This is a genomic window from Chryseolinea sp. T2 (genome assembly GCF_037203685.1).
Taxonomy (GTDB): domain Bacteria; phylum Bacteroidota; class Bacteroidia; order Cytophagales; family Cyclobacteriaceae; genus Chryseolinea.
This window is the reverse complement of record NZ_JBBCAU010000002.1, coordinates 773,681-792,875: the sequence shown is the minus strand read 5'-3', so window position 1 is coordinate 792,875 and position 19,195 is coordinate 773,681. Positions and strand designations below refer to the sequence as shown.

Genomic DNA, 19,195 nt, shown 5'->3' with positions numbered 1-19,195 from the left:
ACGTGTGAGCATAGCAATTTGACGCATCAAGCGATTTCCAATATCGAAAACTATTTATGTTCGTCCCTTTCGAGCCTGGCAATATTCCTGTCAATCGTCTGTTTCATTGAATTGGACGGAGCAAGCGTCAACGCGATGCGATACTGTTCAATCGCTTTTGAATTATCAACATCAGTATAAATATTGCCCATTAGTGAATGGTAGAATGGGTTACCTTTCAATTCTATTTTCTCTCCCTCCACAATAGCCTCCTCTTTCCCGTTCGCCTTAGACAAAGCATAGGTTCGGTTCAGCGCAATAACAGGTGAATACTCCACCATTAGTAACATATTGTAGAGTTGCAGGATATTCTCCCATTTCTCATGTGTGTCATCCTTGCTGGTGTGCCAGAATGCAATTGCAGCTTCAAGTTGATATTTCGACAGACGATCACCTTTCATCGCCTGATCGAGATGCTGCGTTCCCTTCGCAATCAAAGTCTGATCCCATAACGACGCATCCTGATCGTTGTACAATATCATTTCACCTTTCTCATCAGTTCGCGCAGCAAGCCGCGACGCCTGAAAACACATCAAAGAAAACAAGCCATTTACTACGGGCGTATTTGTTAACTGGCTCTCAAGAAGAAGCTTGGTGAGCTGCATTGCTTCAAAACAAAACTCTGTCCGGACTGTTCTATCCTGCGAAGTGGAATGATATCCCTCGTTGAACAGCAGGTACAATGTTCTGAGAACCGTTTCAAGACGATTGTCAATTTCATGAACTGACGGCGGTTCAATTCTTATTTGTTGCGTCTTAAGTTTCTCTTTTGCCCGCTGCAGTCTTTTATAAATGACATCCCTGTTGGTGAGGAATGCACCTGCGATTTCCTCCACGCCAAAGCCGCAAAGAATATTTAAGGCGAGTCCGATTTGTGCCTCTTCCGAATTTACCGGATTGCACACGGCAAAGATCATTGCCAGCTGACTGTCACTGATGTTCTTAACGGACAGGTCGATTTCAACGTCGATAGTCTTGATTTCACCCCTTAAACCCGGAACTACATTCTTAACAAACACAGCCTGGTGTTTGAAATAGTCCCTGGCCTTGTTTTTCGCCACGGCATATAGCCATGCAGTGGGATTGTCCGGAAGGCCTTTCAAACTCCATACTTCCGACGCGGCAATGAACGTTTCACCCGCGATGTCTTCCGCTATCTCGATCTGACCGATGCCAAACAATCTGCAAAGCACAGCCACAATCTTCTTGTATTCTGTCCGAAACAGATCAGGAATAAGTGTTTGTTCATTGTCCATTCGATTAGTCAGTCGTTAGTCCTGAGTAATTAGTCCTGAGTATTGTCCGCTGGCAGTTAAAGTAATAAAAACACTCACTACTCAGGACTAAGGACTAAATACTCAGGACTAATTACTCAGGGCTTCATGTTTAACTCGTTGACAGGCCTTACTTCGACGCTGCCGCCCACTGTGAGTATGGGGCAACCGGATACCAAACTTGTCGCCTCTTCCAGTGAAGACGCCTTGACAATTGAATAACCTCCGAATAATTCCTTTGCTTCTGTGAAAGGTCCATCAGTAATTACGTTGCCCGGCTTCACGGTTTTACCAATGAATTCGAGACGATTTCCGCGATCAGTGAGTTTCTCCTGAGCGGCAATTCCACCAATCCAGTCCATCCAGCGCTTGGTCATGGCTTGTAACTCTGCAGGCGAACCCTCTGGTAAGTTATTTGAATCGTATCTGAATATTAAAAGGAAGTTCTTCATGATATTTAAAGATTAACAATTGGAATTTAAGACTACAGTTTTTGTACAGGACGTACTTCGATCGTCGCATTGGTATCCAAAATAGGACAGCTTTTAGCAATTTCCACAGCCTCACCCAGATCTGTTGCCTGCACGAAGGTGCAACCTCCGACAATTTCTTTCAACGATCCGAATGGGCTGTCGACTATGGTTCTATTCTTACCATTCACCAGTTTCCCACCAGACTCGAGCGGTTCGCTGCCAATATGCATGCCTTTTTCGGATAATATAACCAGCCAGTCTACCATCTTTTGTTTCAGTGTTTGAAGCATTTCTGGTGATTGCCCAGGCTGATAGACATCACTACCCCTGAACAGGAACATAAACTTATCCATGATGTAATCGTTTATTGTTTTGAATTTGTGTGTATCAAGACCGCCATCACAGGCATTCATAATGCACTATGTGCACGCCTGAAAGCAGATCTGTGCTCCCGACATATCGAAGACGCCGGTGATCATCCAGGCGAAGGCGATCGAAGAGGCGGACATCGCCTTGACCACCGAGCAGCGGCTGAATACAGAAATAGTAGTCATCGATGAGGCCCATTCTCGTAAAGCTGGCAAGGAGTTGTGGACTGGCGATAGTCAGAATCCCGCCTTTGTTATCTGCTTTATGCTTTTTGATATGAACGGGATCAGGCTCTCTGGCAATTGTCGAATTATGCCAGGTCGTTGATTTCAAAGTTGAAGAGTACACGATCTTCGGTATCGCATGCAGTGCTTTCGCCATTTGCACTTGCCATGGCGTCGCATTTTCAGGATTCATCCTCGATGGCCAGGTCGTCTGGAACATTTCAAAGCTATTTCGCCCGAATGCAACGGTATCGGTACGCGACAATAGCCCATGGATGAAATCAAAATATTCGGCGTCTGTTTTTACGTACTTCCCGTCAGCAAAGCCATCCGGTGTGACGTTGATCAAACTCATTACTCTGCCCATACATTTGAAAGTTTTGTTACGCCCGAATGACGACCAAACCTCCAGGATTGGACTAAGTCCCAAACATTTTTTTAAAAGGCTTCAATTTCTGCCTCGATCAATACAATACTTTCATTATTGCAATACTCTAGGACTTAGAGCCGAACCAATCCTGAATAAAAAAAGCCCCCTAGTAAAGGAGGCCTGGAATTTTCGATTTCAATTACAATTCTCAATCACTTTAACTCCTTCAACCATTCCTTTGCAAAAGCCGACGCAACATCATTTACATCTTTTCCTGCACGGTAAATTGCCTTCCACCTTAAGCTTTGGCTCTCGTATGCAGCTTTTGCAAACTTCTGATTATTAACAGTCTTTCCGGTTAATTGTGCTGTAAAGTCGACCGTGGCGAGCAGTTGCAGATATTCATTAAGCCTCGCCTTTACCATAACAGAAGGATCTTCGGGATACGTCTTCATCCATTTGGTCTTGTTGGGCGTTGGGTCGCCTGTTGGTATCTGCGCCTTCATTTGTTTTACCGTGGTCTCGTATTGAGTGATGGCTTCTTTGGGCGTCATCGGGCTTGCCTTCAACGTTTCGATTTGTTTCTCCATTTCTGCTATTGAGGCCTTGAATGATTCTATCTGCGCCGGATCCATGCCAGAAGGTTCCGACTCAGGCTTTGTCGCCTCCCTTAACTGCTGATAATCCGACTTGAACTGAGGGCTGTTCACGTACGCTTTCACATAGGCACACAATTCTTTAGCTGCCGCCTTTTTATCTCCTGTCACTACCGAAGACAATAGTTTGGCGCTCGGTATCTGAAATATCTTCGTCTCGGCAGCGATTTTATCTGACGTGTCTTCCTCAGAATTAGCATCATCAACTGGCGATGTTGAGAAGCGGCCTACGAAGTCCTTCAGAATGAAATCTTTTGCTGTCTGTTCCTGCAAACCGAGTTTTTCGACAATGTTCTCAACGGCCAAAACAGTACAAAGCACGAGGCTGATGGCCAGAATAGGAAGGGTGGTTTTCATATTGAATACATGGTATGGATGTCGCAGCGTAAAATTCAAAACCAACGGTGCTCGGCCAACATGCTATTCCGGGCCGTCATTTTCAGGCCGCTGCCAGGGCGACGAAGATGTTTGTAATGAAGTGCAAATGAATATAGTGAAAATTAGAAACAAGCCCTGAGTCCCTAGTCCTGAGTTTAAATTTCCGGCGTTGCGAAGGTGAGGAGGAATTTACTCTGTGGATAAAATTGCACGGGAAAAGGCTAATCAGAGATAACATCACCAAGTTGAATTTTAACCAGATGCACAGCCTTTTGTTTCAAATAAAGTGGCACAGTATTTAACGCCAAGCTAGTTGAAATTGGTCCCTTTGAAACGGCAGTGCCTTGAATTAAAACTTCACGAAACCTGCTGAATCGCAAAGTCGCCATCAATAAACTGCAAGGTTTTTAAATCGCAGACTTTGCATAAAGAGACCGGTGGCGGAGGCTGTCCTGAATAAGGACGGCTTCTTAGACGCTTAGCTATGAACGGCTACCCTATAATTATGGCAGCAATAGGTTTATCGTTGATCATGACGGTGGCTGTTTTGCTAATGGGATCGAGAGGCCCATGGGGCTCCTTCTGGACGCTTTTTGTAGTACTATTTCTTGCGCTTTGGGTCACCGGACTTTACGTTACTCCTATCGGACCGGTCTACTGGGGTGTAGCATGGATGCCGATGATACTAGCTGGGATAATCTTGGCTATCCTTTTGATAATTGGTATTCCAAAGCTTGCCACGATTCGACGAATAAGAAACGGTCGACTCAGAAATAAGAGTCGGGAAGCATATTCCAACGATAATGAGGAAAAAAGGACGATAGCTACGCGCATAACACTGGGAGCATTTTTTTGGATACTCGTGTTGTTGCTTAGTGTAGCGATCGTTGTTGGATTGTAAGTTGAAAGTGGTGGTGAACCGCACATAGATCCACCGGCGGCATAGTACATCCATCGCCAGATCAACCGTTGCAATCGTTAGATATATTGGAAATCATCAAAATAATGGTCACCTTAGTAGCTGAATTTACCCCTCTCTTAAGCATTCATTCTAATTTACCCAGAATTCATTCCTGCACGCAGTGCATGCCTGGCTTCGTATTACAAGACCCACATGATAACGACTTCTATCCGCCTGCTAAAAGGCTACCCATGGTTTAAGCGCCTTAACGCTAAGATCACTTACGAGATTTTGTCACGGTACATTCGCTCGTCTGACTGGCACTTCATGAATTACGGCTATACTCCCAAGTCGTGCGAAAATGAAAATGGCATCTGCCCTACTACACTGCAAAGATTCCCCATGCAGATGTATCACTATCTCGCTACCAAAGTGCCAATCGAGGGCAAAGTTATCCTGGAAGTGGGTAGTGGTCGCGGTGGCGGAGCTCGTTACATTACGCAAAGTCTCAAGCCATCGTCGTACACAGGGATGGACATAGCCAGCAATGCGGTAAAGCTTGCTAACAAGATTCACGTTGTACCTAATCTTAACTTCATTCAGGGGTCAGCCGAATCAATTCCTTTTGCCGACAATTCCGTTGACGTAGTGATCAACGTTGAATCGTGCCACGGCTATGGCTCCGTACCAAAATTCTTATCCGAAGCTCATCGTGTTCTTACTCCTGGTGGCCACCTGCTGCTTGTAGACTTTAGAAATTCCGAAGAGAACATGAGGATTTTTAAAGAACAACTTAAAGAGTCGGGGCTCGAGTGCATCGAAGAAGAGAATATCAGCGAAAATGTTGTGGCTGCAATTGAAGCAGAAGATCACTCCAAGAATGAAATGATTCGCAAACTCGTCCCTGAGCGCTGGCGTAATTTATTTTGTCAGTTCGCCGGCACGGTAGGGTCGCCATTTTATGAAACCCTCAGAAGCGGGAGCAGGAAATACTATCGGTTTGTACTGCGGAAGGCAGCATAAAAAATTAAGAATTAAGAGTTAAGAATTAAGAATTCGCTGTTACGATCATAGGTCGTGCAATTCAACAGCCGCAGGCTGGCTAACTAATTCTTAACTCTTAATTCTTAATTCAACTATCACGTACCGATTCTGGTCTGATACTACTACCGATTTACTTAATTGAATTTGCCGGCGCCTCGACCAGTTTTTGCGCCATTGAGAGGTGATGCTCAAGAGTCGGCAATTTTTCTTCTGCCCACTGCTTAAGTTCGGCATCCTTGCCGTTGGTTGCCTCTGATTTAAACAGTTCGACTGCCTCCTGATGATCGCGCACCATCGCCTCAGCATAGGCCTTGTCAAAGTCTACTCCGGATTTAGACGACAGAGACTTTAACTTCTGCTCACTGGCTGTAGAAAGATTCGAACGAGGCGTCATTGATTTTTTCTTTGCGATGGCCATCAATTCACCGTTTGCCATGCCGTGATCCTTGATCATTGCAGCAGCAAACGACTTTATTTCAGGATTAGAAGTGGTCTTCGAAGCCACCTCAGCCGCCTTGATTTCAAGAAGGCTCGCATCCGCGGCTTTCATTACAAATTCTTTATCGTCGATCGCTGAAGCCGAAGAACTGCGCGAAACCGGCATTGTCGGGACCTTTGGTGTAGTGCCTGGAAAGTTTGCCGATGTGACAGCGATCAGGATGATAATGAAACTAGATGTTACAGTTGCCATGATCTTGTTTTTTTGGTTCAGCATTAGCAACTGGAAATATTATGCCAAACGCAGCGGTGCTGGCGAGGACGGTAATCGCCCGTGATGATGAGAAATTAAGAATTAAGAATTAGCCACCACGACCTTTGGTCGTGTCATTGGCGGCCAAAGGCCGACAGCTTAATTCTTAATTCCTAACTCTTAATTCTTAATTTCCTCGGCCCTGCTTACTTGATCTTCGAGAATCCCGTCGGAGTAAGATAAACCGACTCAACCTTCTCAACAATCTTTCCGTCTTTCTCAGATGCATCTCTTGCCTCCACCCAAACCGGATCACTTCGGAAGGCGTCCCAGGATTTCTTAGCATCGTCCTTACTCTTGTGAGCGAGGAGATATACCAACTTAGGCTGAGATCCATCCTTTTCAACGGTAGTGAAGTAAACGATATTCTCCATACCATGCTTCTCAAAAAGCTTCACCGTATGATCCTTGAATCGTGTGATCAGATTCGGCAAGCGACCTGGCAAACACGTGTAGGTCCTTAACTCAAACACCCTGTTCTTGCCTGATCCTGGTTTGATCTTCGGCATGATGTCCGAAGCATTCATGAACACAGAAGCAACGGAGTCGACAATCTTGCCGCTTTCTTCTGATTTCGCCTGCACCTGTTTCCATTCAGGATCAGATGAAAACGCGGTCCATGACTTGTCACGAGCTTCCTTGTTCGGATACGCCAGAATATAATACAGCACTTCCTGATTGCCCTCTACCGGCAGCCAGTATCCGATATTCTCCATACCATGCTTTTCAAAGATCTTTGTCGTGTGATTTTCAAAGCGACTCAGCAGCGCATCCATCCGACCCGGATACGTGTAATAAATACGGAGTTCAAAATAGCGTTTGTCAACCTTTTGGGCCGACAAGGTTAACGCACAAAACAACATTGACAGGGCGAGTAATGATTTCATAGGTGTGTTTGAAAAGGTGGCTTTGACGGAAGCTACAGTTAAATGCTTAGGAACGTTAAATGCTTAAGAACGTCATAAGGTAGTTCGTTCTGGAGACTTCGACAACTGTTCACGTAATGAACGGCCGCCGGTCCGTTTCAGCTGCCGGACCAAATTGCCCAATTGAGGTCCTGCGCTGCTCACTAAATAAAGGCCGCCTGGGCGAGCGTCAGAATCCCTGTTTAGTCCTGTTTAATCATTAATCCGTCCGGAAATTGTGCGGCTTTTAACTGTTAGGTTTATGAAACCGAAAGATGAAGCAACCCGGCCGGCAAACGGTCAGGCGTCATATAGGGCAAACTGGGTGCGGTTGCAGGCAGCATCAAAATACAAGATTCAATAATTGCCATGAAAGAAAGATCAGCAATTAGCGGCATAATGAGCATGAGATGTCCCAAATGCCGTGAGGGAAGAATGTTCCCCGGGCATACACTATACACCGGCCGCTTCATGAAAATGAATGAACGTTGCTCCTGCTGCGGACAGTCATTTGAGCCGGAACCCGCGTACTACTTCGGAGCAATGTTTATCAGCTACGCATTAAATGCTGGCTATTTCATTGCTCTATGGGTAGCGTTGCTTACCCTGATGGATAACATACCTGATTCTCTGATGATCGGAGGCACTGCTGCATTGGTGATCGGCTTATTGCCTGTTACTTTCCGGCTTTCGAGGGTATTGTGGATCTATATCTTTATCCGATACCAGGGACCAACTGAAGCCAAAGCTGAGGCGATTCCCCAACACTAGGTCAGGCATAACATTGTCGCCTGCCAGCGGATACCAGGTGCTTCACGCATTATTTCGTCAATGCTATTACGGTGCTTCCAAAATTTCATCAGACTTGTTTCCTAAATTGTCTTCCTGAATTCTTCAGGCGTGCTTCCATTTTGTTTCTTAAACCATCGAACAAAATAAGATGCATCCTTGAAGTTGAGGGCTTCAGCAACTTCGTTAACGTTCTTATCCGAATAAGCAAACATGCGCTTCGCCTCCAGTGCGAGCCTTCCCTGAATCAGGTCCGATAAAGTCCTGCCAAGTGCATCCTTACATATGCTGTTCAGGTACGCCGGTGCAAGATTCATCAGCTCTCCGTAATCTGAGGGCTGTTTTAAGGTTAAAAAATTCTCCTCGATCAATTGTTCCAGTTTCCTTATCTTAAATGATAGCGTATGAGTTGTAGTCTGGCGTGAGTCGTTATAGTACCTCGCCGCCTCAAGCAAAAAGATCTCAAGATATGCCCTTAGGATCCTCGTGTTTGGCTTACTCGAAGCCTTGTATTGATCGTATAATTGGCGCACTGCAAACTTAAAGGCATCACCTTTCCCGGGCCTGACAACAGGTGTCGGGACGAGTGAATGATAGAAAGGAAACTCTAACAGGCTGTTTTGACTGAGGTGCATCTCATAAAATTCTCTGGTGAAGAAGATCACCCACCCCCGCGTATCAGGCGACATTGTCCATGAATGCACTTGCCCTGGTGTCATCAGAAAGATGCTGCCAGCCTCAATCGGATATTGTACAAAGTCTATTGTATGAGTACCTCTCCCCTTCTCGACAAAAAGAATGAGGTAAAAATCATGTTTGTGCGGCTTCTCCACAAAGGCATGTTCCTTAACATGGTCCCTGACATTCTCAATATAAAACTCAGACCACGTTGCCTTTTCGCTAAAGGCATGTAGTTCGAACACGGGGAGATTTTTTTCAATCGACTTTGAGGTGGTCTTCTTACTCATTTCCAGATGCAGCAAGTTAATCGTCAAAGTTAACAATACTGAATCAAGTCACGCCCAAAATTGCTGACATCTCAATGCTGTCCAGCGCACACCGAGTCAAAAGCAGGATCAACTGAGGGCGTCATGAAAGATGATCCCGAGACTGTGCCTGTTACCCGAGTGAAGTGGACTCACACCATGCTTCATACTGACGCGATAGTACCCCTTGCTTCCTTTGACCGGCCGGAAGTTGGTAGAGAAAATAATCATGTCGCCGCGGTCAGGCGTTAGGACATTTGCCTTAGACTGAGCTCTCGGTATTTGCTCTGTGATCACAAACTCACCACCCTTATAGTCCTCATTTACCTGGTCAAGCATAAAGACCATTTGCATCGGGAAATATACTTCACCGTAAAGATCCTGGTGCAAAGTATTGAAGCCACCCTCACCGTACTTGAGAATAAGAACAGTAGGTTTCAATTGTCCATGGTCTTCACATCGACGCCTCATCAGTTGATGTGTGGCAGGGAATCGTGTATCAACATTCAGTTCCTTCATCCACTGATTGGCTACCGGACTAATCTCGGCATAGACTTTTTCCCTCAGTGTAGCAATCAGCGTGGGCAAAGGATATTGAAAGTATTTATATTCACCTTTTCCAAAACGATAGCGTTCCATGCTGATTGTCTTCCTATACGTGTTATCAGCATCGTACTCCGCGATCAATGCATCGCATTGCTGTTTGTTCAAAACATCGGGAACAATTACGAAACCGACATCATGTAGTTTTTCCCTGGTCGCATTCCAGTCCCTGGAAGCTAAGCGCAATTCTATGCTTTCCACTAGTTGAATTTTGAGGTAAATTAGCAGACGGGTTGGCACAGGGAGAACCGAAACTTGCGCTTTTATCAAGTCAGTGCTAAATCAGACCGCTTGCCGTTTAGACGAGCGAACTGCTATAGTCAGCAACCGAGACCAAATCTGGATCTCTCCAAGTAGCCATACAATCTTTAGAGTCAGGAAACATCCATTAATTCCTTCCGGTATCGCGACAGAATTGTCGACTTTGAGAGAAAACCCATATACCTGCCGTTGTCAATAACAGGAAGGTTCCATTGGCCCGTCGATTCAAACCTGGACAGCACTTCGTAGATGTTGTCATTTAATTCGACAATGGCAGGAGGTTTCACCATAAGCTGCCGTACGGTGGTTGTCTCATATTTCGACTGGTCGAACATAATACGCCTGATCTGGTCAAGGTAAATCAGTCCTACAAGCTTGTGATCATCATCAATAACCGGAAACATGTTCCTCGAAGATGACGCAATCTGGCTAACGAGATCCTTCAATGATGCGTTCACATCTACAGGGGCGAAAGTCGTCTCGACAAGCTCATGCAGATCGATTCGGCTTAATAAGAGTTTGTCTTTCGTCTCAACGGTAAGCTTTAACAACGTGGACAATTTCTTACCCTCCATCGAAAGAGGTTCAAACAGGTGCACAGTTACCAGACTTAAGGACGACACGATCATCAACGGAATGATCAGACCATAGCCACCCGTGATTTCAGCGATAAGGAATATCGCCGTCAACGGTGCATAAAAAATTCCGCTAAGTATCCCTGCCATGGCAACGATGGTGAAATTGCTGACGGGCAAGGTTGTCAGCTTTGTCAGGTTGGCAATGCGTGAAAAAAGGAAGCCAAGATAAGATCCGATAACCAGTGATGGAGCGAAGCTCCCGCCGTTCCCTCCACTGCTCAGAGTTACGGCGGCCGCAACAGCTTTAAAGATAACCAGCAGGCCGACAAATGTAAGGATGGCTGGCTCTGACTTGATGAAGCCAGCTAGCAGGCTACCGTGGAGCATGCGTTCAGGATTACGAAGCTCCAGCAGCTTTACTCCTTCATAACCCTCACCAAACAGCGGTGGAAATATCATGATGAGCATAAAAAGGATCAGACCTCCGATAATTGCTTTAAGCCACCGGTTGTTTATCGTTTCAAACTGAACTTCAATACCATGAAATATTCGCCGATACACTATTGAGACGAGGCCACACACGATCCCAAGCAAGACATAGAAGGGCACGTTGTAGTAGTTGAAAGGCTGTTGAAGAGTAAAAGCCAGAGTGATTCCCTCGGAAAGAATGATCTTTGAAACAAGAGCGCCGCATGCGGCTGAAATAATCAACGGTATGAACGACGATGCCGATATATCAGTTAACAATACTTCGATCACAAATAAAACTCCTGCAACGGGCGAATTGAATGCGGCAGCTATTCCTGCCGCCGCTCCACATCCCAGCAACACCGTGCGTTCTTTGTAAGACAGCTGGTATGTCCGGGCATAGTTTGAACCGATTGCCGATCCCGTACTTACCATTGGAGACTCCAATCCGAGAGAGCCGCCTAACCCAACCGTTAGAGCGCTTGTGGCCAGGTGACCGTAACATTCCGTGAATCTGATCAAACTCGATTTCTTGAGAATGGCATAGACGATCGCAGCACTGCCCTTATTTAAGTACCCTTTCAAATAGCGACGTGTGAAATAAATTGCCAGTATGATGCCCACAAAGGGGAATACTGCGACAATCGCGAATTCGTCAGAGCCCTTTGCAATTGACGGCAAGCGTCCCATCAGGTGGACCGCGTACTTCAATACAACTGCCAGCAGGCCTGAAGTTAATCCCACAAGGATGCTGCTTGCAATAAGAAAATTCTTATCCGACAGGCGGCTCTTAAGCAGGAGAAGTGGCCGATGAATGAGTTGCATGTGTTTGGATAGTATCAACAATCATACTACTTAATCCGGGTAGTGACTTCGCACTCGTTCCGCGCGCCGCTGCAGGATAACTTTAGTTAAAATTCATCTTGAAAATGTTGAATGAATAACGGTCTGAACTTTCTCCCGCTCCATCAGCAATAAGATGAGGCAGCAGGCCGCTGTGATCAGCGCATAGATAAACAGTTGCCCTCCATCATTCATCACTTCGATCCCAAGGCTGGTGAGGTGGAAGAAGATTGCACCACTTATCGTTCCGAGCCCAAGAGCTGCACCGAGCCATGTGGTACGCGGTATGATCAGCAATACAGAAGCAATTAACTCAGCTACTCCCGTCCCAATTCTTCCCCAGGGCTCCATTCCAAGCTTTGAAAATATGTAGACCGACTCCTCGGCTCCGGAGAATTTGAAGAACAGACTTTGAACCATAATAAATGCCGCCGTCAGACGCAGCAGCCAACTAAGGATTACTTTGATGTTTGACATATTGAATTGTGTTTGCCCTTATGACGAACAAAGGGACATGACCTTACAGCTTCATTCAATAATATTTCGCCTTACGCCTCATCTCTTCCCTATCTTCATTTTACGCCATCGTCGTCCAGCACCTTTCGAATGATCTTCTCCTTGTCTTCAGCGGATAATGTGAGTTGGTCAGCACCCTTCCTGCTCATCGCACTATTTATGTGACTATTCTGTAATGAAAAGATACGACAGAGACTGCAGATCAGCAGGTGACGAGACAAACTGATCCGCTGAAAGAATGTTATCCTACCCTCCTCTTTCTTCAGAATCAACTCAACTGCTTCTTTGCACGATATGCGCTTCATACGCCTTTCAAGATATACCAATGCTTTTCCAGGCATGCCCTCAGCTGAACCTTGGCACGATGAAGTATCGTCCAGTAGTTATTGGAAGTGATAGACAATTGCATGCAGATATCGTCGCTCTCCAGATCGTCCATATATTTCATGAAGAACACTGCCTTTTGAACCCTGTTCAACTTTGCCGAACATCCCTCCAGAACTTTGTTTAGCTCCACCGCGTCCGACGAATCCGCGGGATCGATCGTTAGCTCTTTAGGATAAGCCCCCTTTGCCCAATGGTCAGCATCGTCGAAATGCGTATCGTACTCAGAAATGAATGTATTGACATGAGCGGCTGCCCTACGGTACGAATCTGTTATCTTGTTCTTGAGGATCACAAACAACCAGTTCTTAGCGGATGCTTTGCCCTCAAATCCATCCATGTTTTTCCAGGCTGAAAAGAACGTATCCTGTACCAGATCTCTTGCACTACTGCGATCAAACCCGCGTATCACTGCATGACTGAACAACATGTCCGAATAGTCTCTTACCCAGGTCCTGAACTGATCCTCCTTTTCGGCGTTTGACAACATCGAACTCATTGAACGAATAAGATATCGATTGGTGCTGTCAGAAACAAGAATCACTGATTGGTTAATTTAACCCAGTTTTTGTCGGCATTTGCTTTGAGTTCCGCTTCATTCTTATTCCACGTGTCAAGCGTATTGTTGAAGAACCTGTTGTAAAAAAGGTACAGTTTGCCGTCCAGTATTTTGAAAGTTTCAGGGTCGATTTCAACCTTCTCTCCTTTTGCACCCATGGCATAAGCACACCATCCGCCATATTGAGGTTCGAACAGTGCCGGAGACTTTTGAAACAGTTCTTTGTGTGCCGCCGAGGCAAACTGATATCGTACTCCTTCATACTCCGCTGCAATGGAGGCCTGGCCTTTCACCGCTTTGGCGTCTTTAAAATAAGCCACCGGATCATAGCCCGACAGTGCCAGGTGGCTTTTGGGATCGACGTTCCATTGAGCTGTTTGAGATTTGGACTGCGAGTAGGATGTCTCACACATCAGAAGAAATATCAGGGGAAGTATTCGTTTCATTTTTCCTTTAGAGACGGAGGCGAAATCAATTCCTTACGAATTACTCAAACTTTTTTATCGAAAACAGGCGCGTTGGAAGAATCCCTGTCATCGGCATGATTTGTGATCATCAATGCGAACCGGTGATCATTAAATGCAAATAGAATTACTGCGCTGCTTATATAGCAACGAATTCGTTAACTCAGCAGATCTTAGGTGTTACACTATTCAGGGCAATTTCAGGTACTTCACCTTCACTGCATAGACCCTGTGGGTTGCGTCATTTGAATCAGCAACGACCTTAGTCTGGTCCAGCTTGATAACGATTCGATAAGAATAGGCGTTATTGTCGACAACTTCGCTGCCTGGCCAATGGTGTATGCAACGACACCTGGATAGTTGGGGCAAGTAAAAGAAACCATCTGTTGTATCGAATAAGAAAAGACCATCTTCCTGAGGCGACTGCGGCATAGCCAGCGTTGAGCGGTCGTTAACTGCGGCACCAGCAGACCCTGATTCTTGCCCGGCGGACTCAGGAATAACAGAGCATTAGGCCGATCCACTTTCAAACCTATGATGACCGAACTCCCGGTTTGGGCAAGGTCCGTTAATAGTAGAAACCGATCGCCAATGATGCCTCCCAGGAGTTTCGGTCAGGGTCTTTCGCCAGGTACACCTTCAGAGGCCCGATCGGCGAGGCGTATCCTAAAGACGCGGCAAAGGCCTGGCGAAAATTCTTACCCGAGAACACAGGCTCGTCATCTTTTGGATTGGCGGAAAGAAAATTATAATGCAGCCCGGCAAATAACTTACTCAATATCTGATAGTGCAATCCAACGCGTCCATACAGATAAGATGCAGCGATAAACTCCTTCGGTTTGGCGCCGTAATACTCCTGCGAGTTTATAAGGTTAGGAATGAACCCTCCGATATAATCCTTATTGTCGAAATTGATGGCGTCGTCTGGCAGCGACGAAATTCTGTATCTCAATTTTGACAGGATTGTAAAGCGATGTGATAATGGAATGAATGGTTCAATGGTCGCTGCTGCAGAATATATGTCATCGGAGTAAAAAGCGTCGCCGAGATCTTTTAATTCCGCATGAATGCTATCGGCAAATTGAAACGAGCCATAGGCTCGAGGTGTGGCCGCCGCGCGAATATCAACACGCATGCCCTTCACGGGAAAATAGCGATCGTTGGTGTTATCAAATTTGTAGTACAGAGCAAACGTCAGATGGTTATAGTTTATCCAATTGATATCGCGATAAGGTACATCAGCTACCTTTGGTTTCAGATAAAGGTGTGTCAGCATGCCTTCAATGCCAAAAGTGCCATTTAGAAATGTTGCTGTCTGTAATCTGGCCGTTGCCGAGTAGTATCGCGAGCTAAAACTACCAAGTTCATCGCCTCTTTCGGTGAGGATGGGCAACTCGTTCACATTAAAAAAACCCGTGATCTGCGCCGCTAAGTTTTGCCGCTTTCCCAAATACTTGAAATAGTCCAGCATGACACGAGGGAACGTTGCAAGATCAGCCTCGGCAATCAGGCGACTTCGCTGAAGGAGCTTGTTGCGTATCGTGGCGTTAAGCACAATGCCACCTTTATTTTCAGAATCATAGTGATAACTGAATCTGAATTGTGTCTGCGGATTTTCTGTTGCGTGCACGAGCAGTATCCGGTGGTCTGCAGTTCCCAGGATCTCGTACCAGATCCGTTGGTAGTAACGGGTGGCATACAGTGTGGCGAAGCGATGTTCGAGCTCCGTAATGCTGATGGCGCGCTGAGGGGAGATATTCAGTTTGCCGGCAATGAAATTCTTTTGCTGGACATCGTCAACACCATCGACCTGTACTTCGGCAAACTGATAAGTTGGTTCACTTTTCGGATGGACCATCTCACGGGAAGGACCAAAACGGTTAAGTGAATCAGCAAGTCTTTTGAATTGTTGAACGTATTTCCTGCCTGCGTCGTCACCCCGATCCAGGATTTCAGCTGCCATATTAAAGCTTCCGGTAGAGAATCCTGTGAGGTCGGGTTGAATGAGTATATTGGCCTTCTTCGCTTCCAGCTCGGCTTCGTGTGCCGCGGTAATAAATGCCGTTTGGGTGATGATCGATATCGGTGTATTAAGCTGATCCTCGGCTTCGAGACCAAGGCTTACATTTACGGCAATAACAATGTCGGCACCCATTTCGAGCACGGTACTAACAGGCAGATTTTCCAGAACGCCACCATCAACGAGTAGTTTTCCGTCGATAGTGACAGGTGTGAAGATCGAAGGTATCGACATGCTTGCGCGCATCGCCATGGCAAGCGATCCCTTTCTCAGCACGACCGATTTTCCGTTTACAATATCGGTGGCGACGCAGGCAAATGGAATTGGGAGCTGATCGAAATCCAGCCCATGAACACCACGGGTGAGTTCGGAGAAGAGGCGAATCAAACGTTCGCCTTCGATAATACCTTTAGGAATGATCAGCTTGTTTTTTTGAAAGTAGAAGTCCAGCAGATAACGGTTAGCAAAATGCTTTTCTTCAAACACCACTTCATTCATCGGCACTTTGTTCGACAACAATGCGTCCCAATCCACGTCGGCAATGATGTCGTGTAATTCATCCGCCTTATAGCCAGCGGCGTACATGCCACCGATGATGCTTCCCATGCTGGTACCTGCGATGTAATCTGGCGTGAGACCTGCCTCTTCCAGGGCTTTTAAGATACCGATGTGTGCAATGCCTTTAGCACCTCCCCCACTTAGCACCAAACCTACTTTCGGCCTATGCTGCGCAAGCAATGACCTTTGCCCTGCACATGACAACACAAGGACGAGGATCAGAAGATAACAATGGGTACGTTTACAAAGCATTTCAAACTTCACTAATTATCGTCTGCCAATCATCGTATGGCCAGGTGCAATCACAGCGTATACCTTAACCTCTAGAGAAGGTTATACTGATCCGGTGCATCATCATTTTTAACACGAACGTCACGCCGCGGGACGGGGATAACAATTCCGTTCGACCGGAAAGCGGCATCCAGCGCTACAATTACACGGCTGCTCGTCCCTCCTCTTTCTCTGAAATGGCTTACCCAGAACAATATCAGCACGGCAATACCATTATCATTAAAGCCCTTGAACTGCACCACAGGTTCAGGATAGGCAATAACACCAGTGTCGTTTTTCAGCACCTCCCTAATCACCCTTTCAACTTTCGTGAGTTCGGATCCGTAAGCGACAGTCAAAGAAAGATCCATTCGACGTCGCGTATCACCGCCGGTCCAGTTGACGAGCTTACCCGACAACAAATCACCATTGGGCATGATGACGTCGGCACCTTCCCATGTAGATATACGGCTGCTTCGAAATCCAATTGCTTTCATCACACCCTCCTGTCCGTCGATCTCGACAATGTCGCCGACGTTTACCGGTCGTTCAAAAGCGATGATGAGACCGCTGACAAGATTATTAACAAGAGTTTGCAATCCGAAACCTATTCCAACGCTTAGTGCGCCCAGAATGATCGTCATTTTATCGACAGGTATTCCAGCGGCGGCAAAGGCAAGGAAAAGCCCGATGCTGAAGATGCCAATGCGTACCAGCAACAACAAACTACCCAGGCCAGAGCCTTCCGACTTGCTCTGAGGTCGGTCCGAAGCAAAGAATGAAACAACGCGCGAAATCACTGCTGCCGCAAACATGATCAGCACAAACGTCAGGATACTTCCGATACTAAATGTGTAGTCGCCTATTACGCGCGGTTGTAGTATAAAATCGCCCAACGGTTCGGATAACAGTCGATAGATATAAAAATTCCGAAACACCATAATGAGCCATCCTGCAATGAGAAGTACATAAAGCCACAGGGGAGCACGCGTTCCCACCTTTTCAAAGTTGATGCTAAAAAGTTGTCTGTCTTTCAGCGTGTACACATGAAATGACAGCTCTAAACCTTCGTTGATAAATCTCACGACCCATAAGAATACGACAGCAACTACTAAACTCAGGTAACCTGTTGTCAGCAGGTTTTTAGACAGGTTATATCTGCCCAGCGCATTAGTTCCAACGGAGAGCAACTCCATGATCATCACCAGGACCACAAAATACATCAGGCGTTTTTCCGTTAAATGACTTCGATCACTGAAGATCGAGTTAATTGCCACGACGATGCCCGCCACAGCCAGAAACAACATTATCCAACGCTCAAACAGCGAACCGACAAGCGTAAGATTTATTGCACTGGAAATGAGAAACAACAATAGAAACAGGATCCAGTTTCGCATCCACTTAGGATGGATCAGGTGCCGGAATATCGCGGTCAGTGCGAGTGCACTGATTGTGTTGCAGAGAAGTGTGAACACCATCGGCGGATCGGGAAAAATAAACTGTAATACGCTGACCGACAATATTACTGCAGACAGGACCGGATAACGAAGCACAAGCTGTCCGGTCAATGGTTCATGCAAGAGATGCTCTTCTTCGAGTATTCTTCTTAACGCACGGAGGAAGACAGACGATATCACGATGGCCGCAAACAATATCGCCAGCGCTCCCGCATGGTTACGCAGATAGAATTTCAATGCCAGCACGGCGCGTGCCGATGAGTAAGCGAACGTGTTATGCGATGGGTGATGATCTCCGAAAGTCTCCCAAAGAAATGGGACTTCCTTTGTCCAAGTCTCACCTGATAATAACTCTTCTCTGTTCAGCACGCGAATCAGATGAGACGAAACCGCAGCCTGCAGGAGATTAGTCCGGTTACGTAGTTCCTGTACACGAAGCGATACTTGTGAAAGCGCTGAATCCACGGGCAAGACAGTTGCAGCAAGGAGTTCTAATTTTCCTGCATGGGCAGCAACCGCCGCGGAGTCACCTGTCGGAAAAGTCAACAGGATTGAATCACTCCTCAGTGAATCGAGGTGATATTTCATTCCATCGATCTCTTCATTAAGACGGCGTACTGTTTCTCCTGTAACAGCAACGCGTTCATTTAAACCTTCCCACACCCTCGAGAGCGTGACCAGATTTCGGAAGGTCTTACTACCGGGTGGGCTACCCGGCATCTCTGCCTCAAGCAATGAGTCCCATGATTCATACTGCTCAAGCCTGACGCGAATTGAAACTGTATCAACACCTTCTCGAAGAAAACTTCTTGTATCCTCAAGGGTGTGCCGTATCCTTTCAAAGTGTCGCTGCTGTCTGAGAAGCAGGCGCTCGCGAATAAACTCGTCAACGTTCCTCCGGGAATGCAGCTCAGCCTCCCTGAGCACCCGTGAAACATAACTACTATCACCTGGTTTGGACGACGGATTAGCCTGCGAGTAGACCGTTAGTGGCAGCAAAAGGCCTAAAGCGACAGATCGTAAATAACAAATGATAGACGGGCTTAACATACTCC

General features: G+C 46.3%; 19 protein-coding genes. 3 read left to right on the top strand and 16 right to left on the bottom strand.

What is annotated here, in order from left to right; translation table 11 throughout:
* Positions 1-50: 50 nt before the first annotated feature.
* The 5 genes from WBG78_RS08145 to WBG78_RS08125 form a co-directional block, all read right to left on the bottom strand.
* Complete coding sequence (locus WBG78_RS08145; protein ID WP_337325907.1) at positions 51-1,295, bottom strand: RNA polymerase sigma factor; 1,245 nt, start codon at positions 1,293-1,295, stop codon at positions 51-53.
* Positions 1,296-1,411: 116 nt separating this feature from the next.
* The gene (locus tag WBG78_RS08140; RefSeq protein ID WP_337325906.1) at positions 1,412-1,765 is read right to left on the bottom strand and encodes a YciI family protein; all 354 of its coding nucleotides are present in this window, start codon (positions 1,763-1,765) and stop codon (positions 1,412-1,414) included.
* Between the two features lie 32 nt (positions 1,766-1,797).
* Positions 1,798-2,139: a YciI family protein gene (locus tag WBG78_RS08135; protein ID WP_337325905.1), complete on the bottom strand. Its 342-nt coding sequence runs from the start codon at positions 2,137-2,139 to the stop codon at positions 1,798-1,800.
* Positions 2,140-2,185: 46 nt separating this feature from the next.
* Positions 2,186-2,746: a dihydrofolate reductase family protein gene (locus WBG78_RS08130; protein ID WP_337325904.1), complete on the bottom strand. Its 561-nt coding sequence runs from the start codon at positions 2,744-2,746 to the stop codon at positions 2,186-2,188.
* A gap of 215 nt (positions 2,747-2,961) precedes the next feature.
* Positions 2,962-3,762: a hypothetical protein gene (locus WBG78_RS08125; RefSeq protein WP_337325903.1), complete on the bottom strand. Its 801-nt coding sequence runs from the start codon at positions 3,760-3,762 to the stop codon at positions 2,962-2,964.
* A 526-nt stretch (positions 3,763-4,288) separates the two neighbouring features.
* Between WBG78_RS08125 and WBG78_RS08120 the strand changes: the two genes are divergently transcribed.
* Both WBG78_RS08120 and WBG78_RS08115 read left to right on the top strand, forming a co-directional pair.
* Positions 4,289-4,684: a hypothetical protein gene (locus WBG78_RS08120; RefSeq protein WP_337325902.1), complete on the top strand. Its 396-nt coding sequence runs from the start codon at positions 4,289-4,291 to the stop codon at positions 4,682-4,684.
* Positions 4,685-4,897: 213 nt separating this feature from the next.
* Positions 4,898-5,707 (top strand): class I SAM-dependent methyltransferase, encoded by an 810-nt coding sequence (locus WBG78_RS08115; RefSeq protein WP_337325901.1) that lies wholly within the window; start codon positions 4,898-4,900, stop codon positions 5,705-5,707.
* A 151-nt stretch (positions 5,708-5,858) separates the two neighbouring features.
* Here WBG78_RS08115 and WBG78_RS08110 read toward each other — a convergent pair whose 3' ends face one another.
* Together WBG78_RS08110 and WBG78_RS08105 are read right to left on the bottom strand one after the other, a co-directional pair.
* Positions 5,859-6,419: a DUF4142 domain-containing protein gene (locus WBG78_RS08110; protein WP_337325900.1), complete on the bottom strand. Its 561-nt coding sequence runs from the start codon at positions 6,417-6,419 to the stop codon at positions 5,859-5,861.
* Between the two features lie 206 nt (positions 6,420-6,625).
* Entirely contained in the window at positions 6,626-7,366 is a 741-nt protein-coding gene (locus WBG78_RS08105) for an NIPSNAP family protein (RefSeq protein ID WP_337325899.1), read from the bottom strand.
* A 489-nt stretch (positions 7,367-7,855) separates the two neighbouring features.
* Here WBG78_RS08105 and WBG78_RS08100 point away from each other — a divergent pair, with 489 nt between their 5' ends.
* Positions 7,856-8,155, top strand: a complete 300-nt coding sequence (locus WBG78_RS08100) for a DUF983 domain-containing protein (RefSeq protein WP_337325898.1) — start codon at positions 7,856-7,858, stop codon at positions 8,153-8,155.
* A gap of 101 nt (positions 8,156-8,256) precedes the next feature.
* On the opposite strand, the gene WBG78_RS08095 is transcribed toward WBG78_RS08100, so the two are convergent.
* From WBG78_RS08095 to WBG78_RS08055, 9 genes are all read right to left on the bottom strand, one after another.
* Positions 8,257-9,141 (bottom strand): helix-turn-helix domain-containing protein, encoded by an 885-nt coding sequence (locus WBG78_RS08095; protein WP_337325897.1) that lies wholly within the window; start codon positions 9,139-9,141, stop codon positions 8,257-8,259.
* 108 nt (positions 9,142-9,249) lie between these two features.
* Complete coding sequence (locus WBG78_RS08090; protein WP_337325896.1) at positions 9,250-9,963, bottom strand: 2OG-Fe(II) oxygenase; 714 nt, start codon at positions 9,961-9,963, stop codon at positions 9,250-9,252.
* A gap of 173 nt (positions 9,964-10,136) precedes the next feature.
* Positions 10,137-11,894, bottom strand: a complete 1,758-nt coding sequence (locus WBG78_RS08085; protein WP_337325895.1) for a chloride channel protein — start codon at positions 11,892-11,894, stop codon at positions 10,137-10,139.
* A 93-nt stretch (positions 11,895-11,987) separates the two neighbouring features.
* On the bottom strand, positions 11,988-12,389 hold the full coding sequence (locus WBG78_RS08080) for a DoxX family protein (RefSeq protein WP_337325894.1): 402 nt from the start codon (positions 12,387-12,389) through the stop codon (positions 11,988-11,990).
* Positions 12,390-12,484: 95 nt separating this feature from the next.
* The gene (locus WBG78_RS08075; protein WP_337325893.1) at positions 12,485-12,733 is read right to left on the bottom strand and encodes a hypothetical protein; all 249 of its coding nucleotides are present in this window, start codon (positions 12,731-12,733) and stop codon (positions 12,485-12,487) included.
* Complete coding sequence (locus WBG78_RS08070; protein ID WP_337325892.1) at positions 12,730-13,356, bottom strand: sigma-70 family RNA polymerase sigma factor; 627 nt, start codon at positions 13,354-13,356, stop codon at positions 12,730-12,732. Before WBG78_RS08070 ends, WBG78_RS08075 begins: the two co-directional genes overlap by 4 nt.
* Entirely contained in the window at positions 13,353-13,817 is a 465-nt protein-coding gene (locus WBG78_RS08065; RefSeq protein ID WP_337325891.1) for a YHS domain-containing (seleno)protein, read from the bottom strand. Before WBG78_RS08065 ends, WBG78_RS08070 begins: the two co-directional genes overlap by 4 nt.
* A 586-nt stretch (positions 13,818-14,403) precedes the next feature.
* On the bottom strand, positions 14,404-16,665 hold the full coding sequence (locus WBG78_RS08060; RefSeq protein ID WP_337325890.1) for a patatin-like phospholipase family protein: 2,262 nt from the start codon (positions 16,663-16,665) through the stop codon (positions 14,404-14,406).
* A gap of 71 nt (positions 16,666-16,736) precedes the next feature.
* Positions 16,737-19,190: a mechanosensitive ion channel family protein gene (locus WBG78_RS08055; protein ID WP_337325889.1), complete on the bottom strand. Its 2,454-nt coding sequence runs from the start codon at positions 19,188-19,190 to the stop codon at positions 16,737-16,739.
* Between the last annotated feature and the right edge of the window lie 5 nt (positions 19,191-19,195).

Coding starts and splice junctions, on each gene's coding strand:
- WBG78_RS08135 (WP_337325905.1), bottom strand. CDS start 2,139: ATGGATAAGTTTATGTTCCTGTTCAGGGGTAGTGATGTCTATCAGCCT.
- WBG78_RS08075 (WP_337325893.1), bottom strand. CDS start 12,733: ATGAAGCGCATATCGTGCAAAGAAGCAGTTGAGTTGATTCTGAAGAAA.
- WBG78_RS08110 (WP_337325900.1), bottom strand. CDS start 6,419: ATGGCAACTGTAACATCTAGTTTCATTATCATCCTGATCGCTGTCACA.
- WBG78_RS08065 (WP_337325891.1), bottom strand. CDS start 13,817: ATGAAACGAATACTTCCCCTGATATTTCTTCTGATGTGTGAGACATCC.
- WBG78_RS08100 (WP_337325898.1), top strand. CDS start 7,856: ATGAAAATGAATGAACGTTGCTCCTGCTGCGGACAGTCATTTGAGCCG.
- WBG78_RS08095 (WP_337325897.1), bottom strand. CDS start 9,141: ATGAGTAAGAAGACCACCTCAAAGTCGATTGAAAAAAATCTCCCCGTG.
- WBG78_RS08080 (WP_337325894.1), bottom strand. CDS start 12,389: ATGTCAAACATCAAAGTAATCCTTAGTTGGCTGCTGCGTCTGACGGCG.
- WBG78_RS08130 (WP_337325904.1), bottom strand. CDS start 2,746: ATGGGCAGAGTAATGAGTTTGATCAACGTCACACCGGATGGCTTTGCT.
- WBG78_RS08120 (WP_337325902.1), top strand. CDS start 4,289: ATGGCAGCAATAGGTTTATCGTTGATCATGACGGTGGCTGTTTTGCTA.
- WBG78_RS08085 (WP_337325895.1), bottom strand. CDS start 11,894: ATGCAACTCATTCATCGGCCACTTCTCCTGCTTAAGAGCCGCCTGTCG.
- WBG78_RS08055 (WP_337325889.1), bottom strand. CDS start 19,190: ATGTTAAGCCCGTCTATCATTTGTTATTTACGATCTGTCGCTTTAGGC.
- WBG78_RS08060 (WP_337325890.1), bottom strand. CDS start 16,665: ATGCTTTGTAAACGTACCCATTGTTATCTTCTGATCCTCGTCCTTGTG.
- WBG78_RS08105 (WP_337325899.1), bottom strand. CDS start 7,366: ATGAAATCATTACTCGCCCTGTCAATGTTGTTTTGTGCGTTAACCTTG.
- WBG78_RS08115 (WP_337325901.1), top strand. CDS start 4,898: ATGATAACGACTTCTATCCGCCTGCTAAAAGGCTACCCATGGTTTAAG.
- WBG78_RS08145 (WP_337325907.1), bottom strand. CDS start 1,295: ATGGACAATGAACAAACACTTATTCCTGATCTGTTTCGGACAGAATAC.
- WBG78_RS08125 (WP_337325903.1), bottom strand. CDS start 3,762: ATGAAAACCACCCTTCCTATTCTGGCCATCAGCCTCGTGCTTTGTACT.
- WBG78_RS08140 (WP_337325906.1), bottom strand. CDS start 1,765: ATGAAGAACTTCCTTTTAATATTCAGATACGATTCAAATAACTTACCA.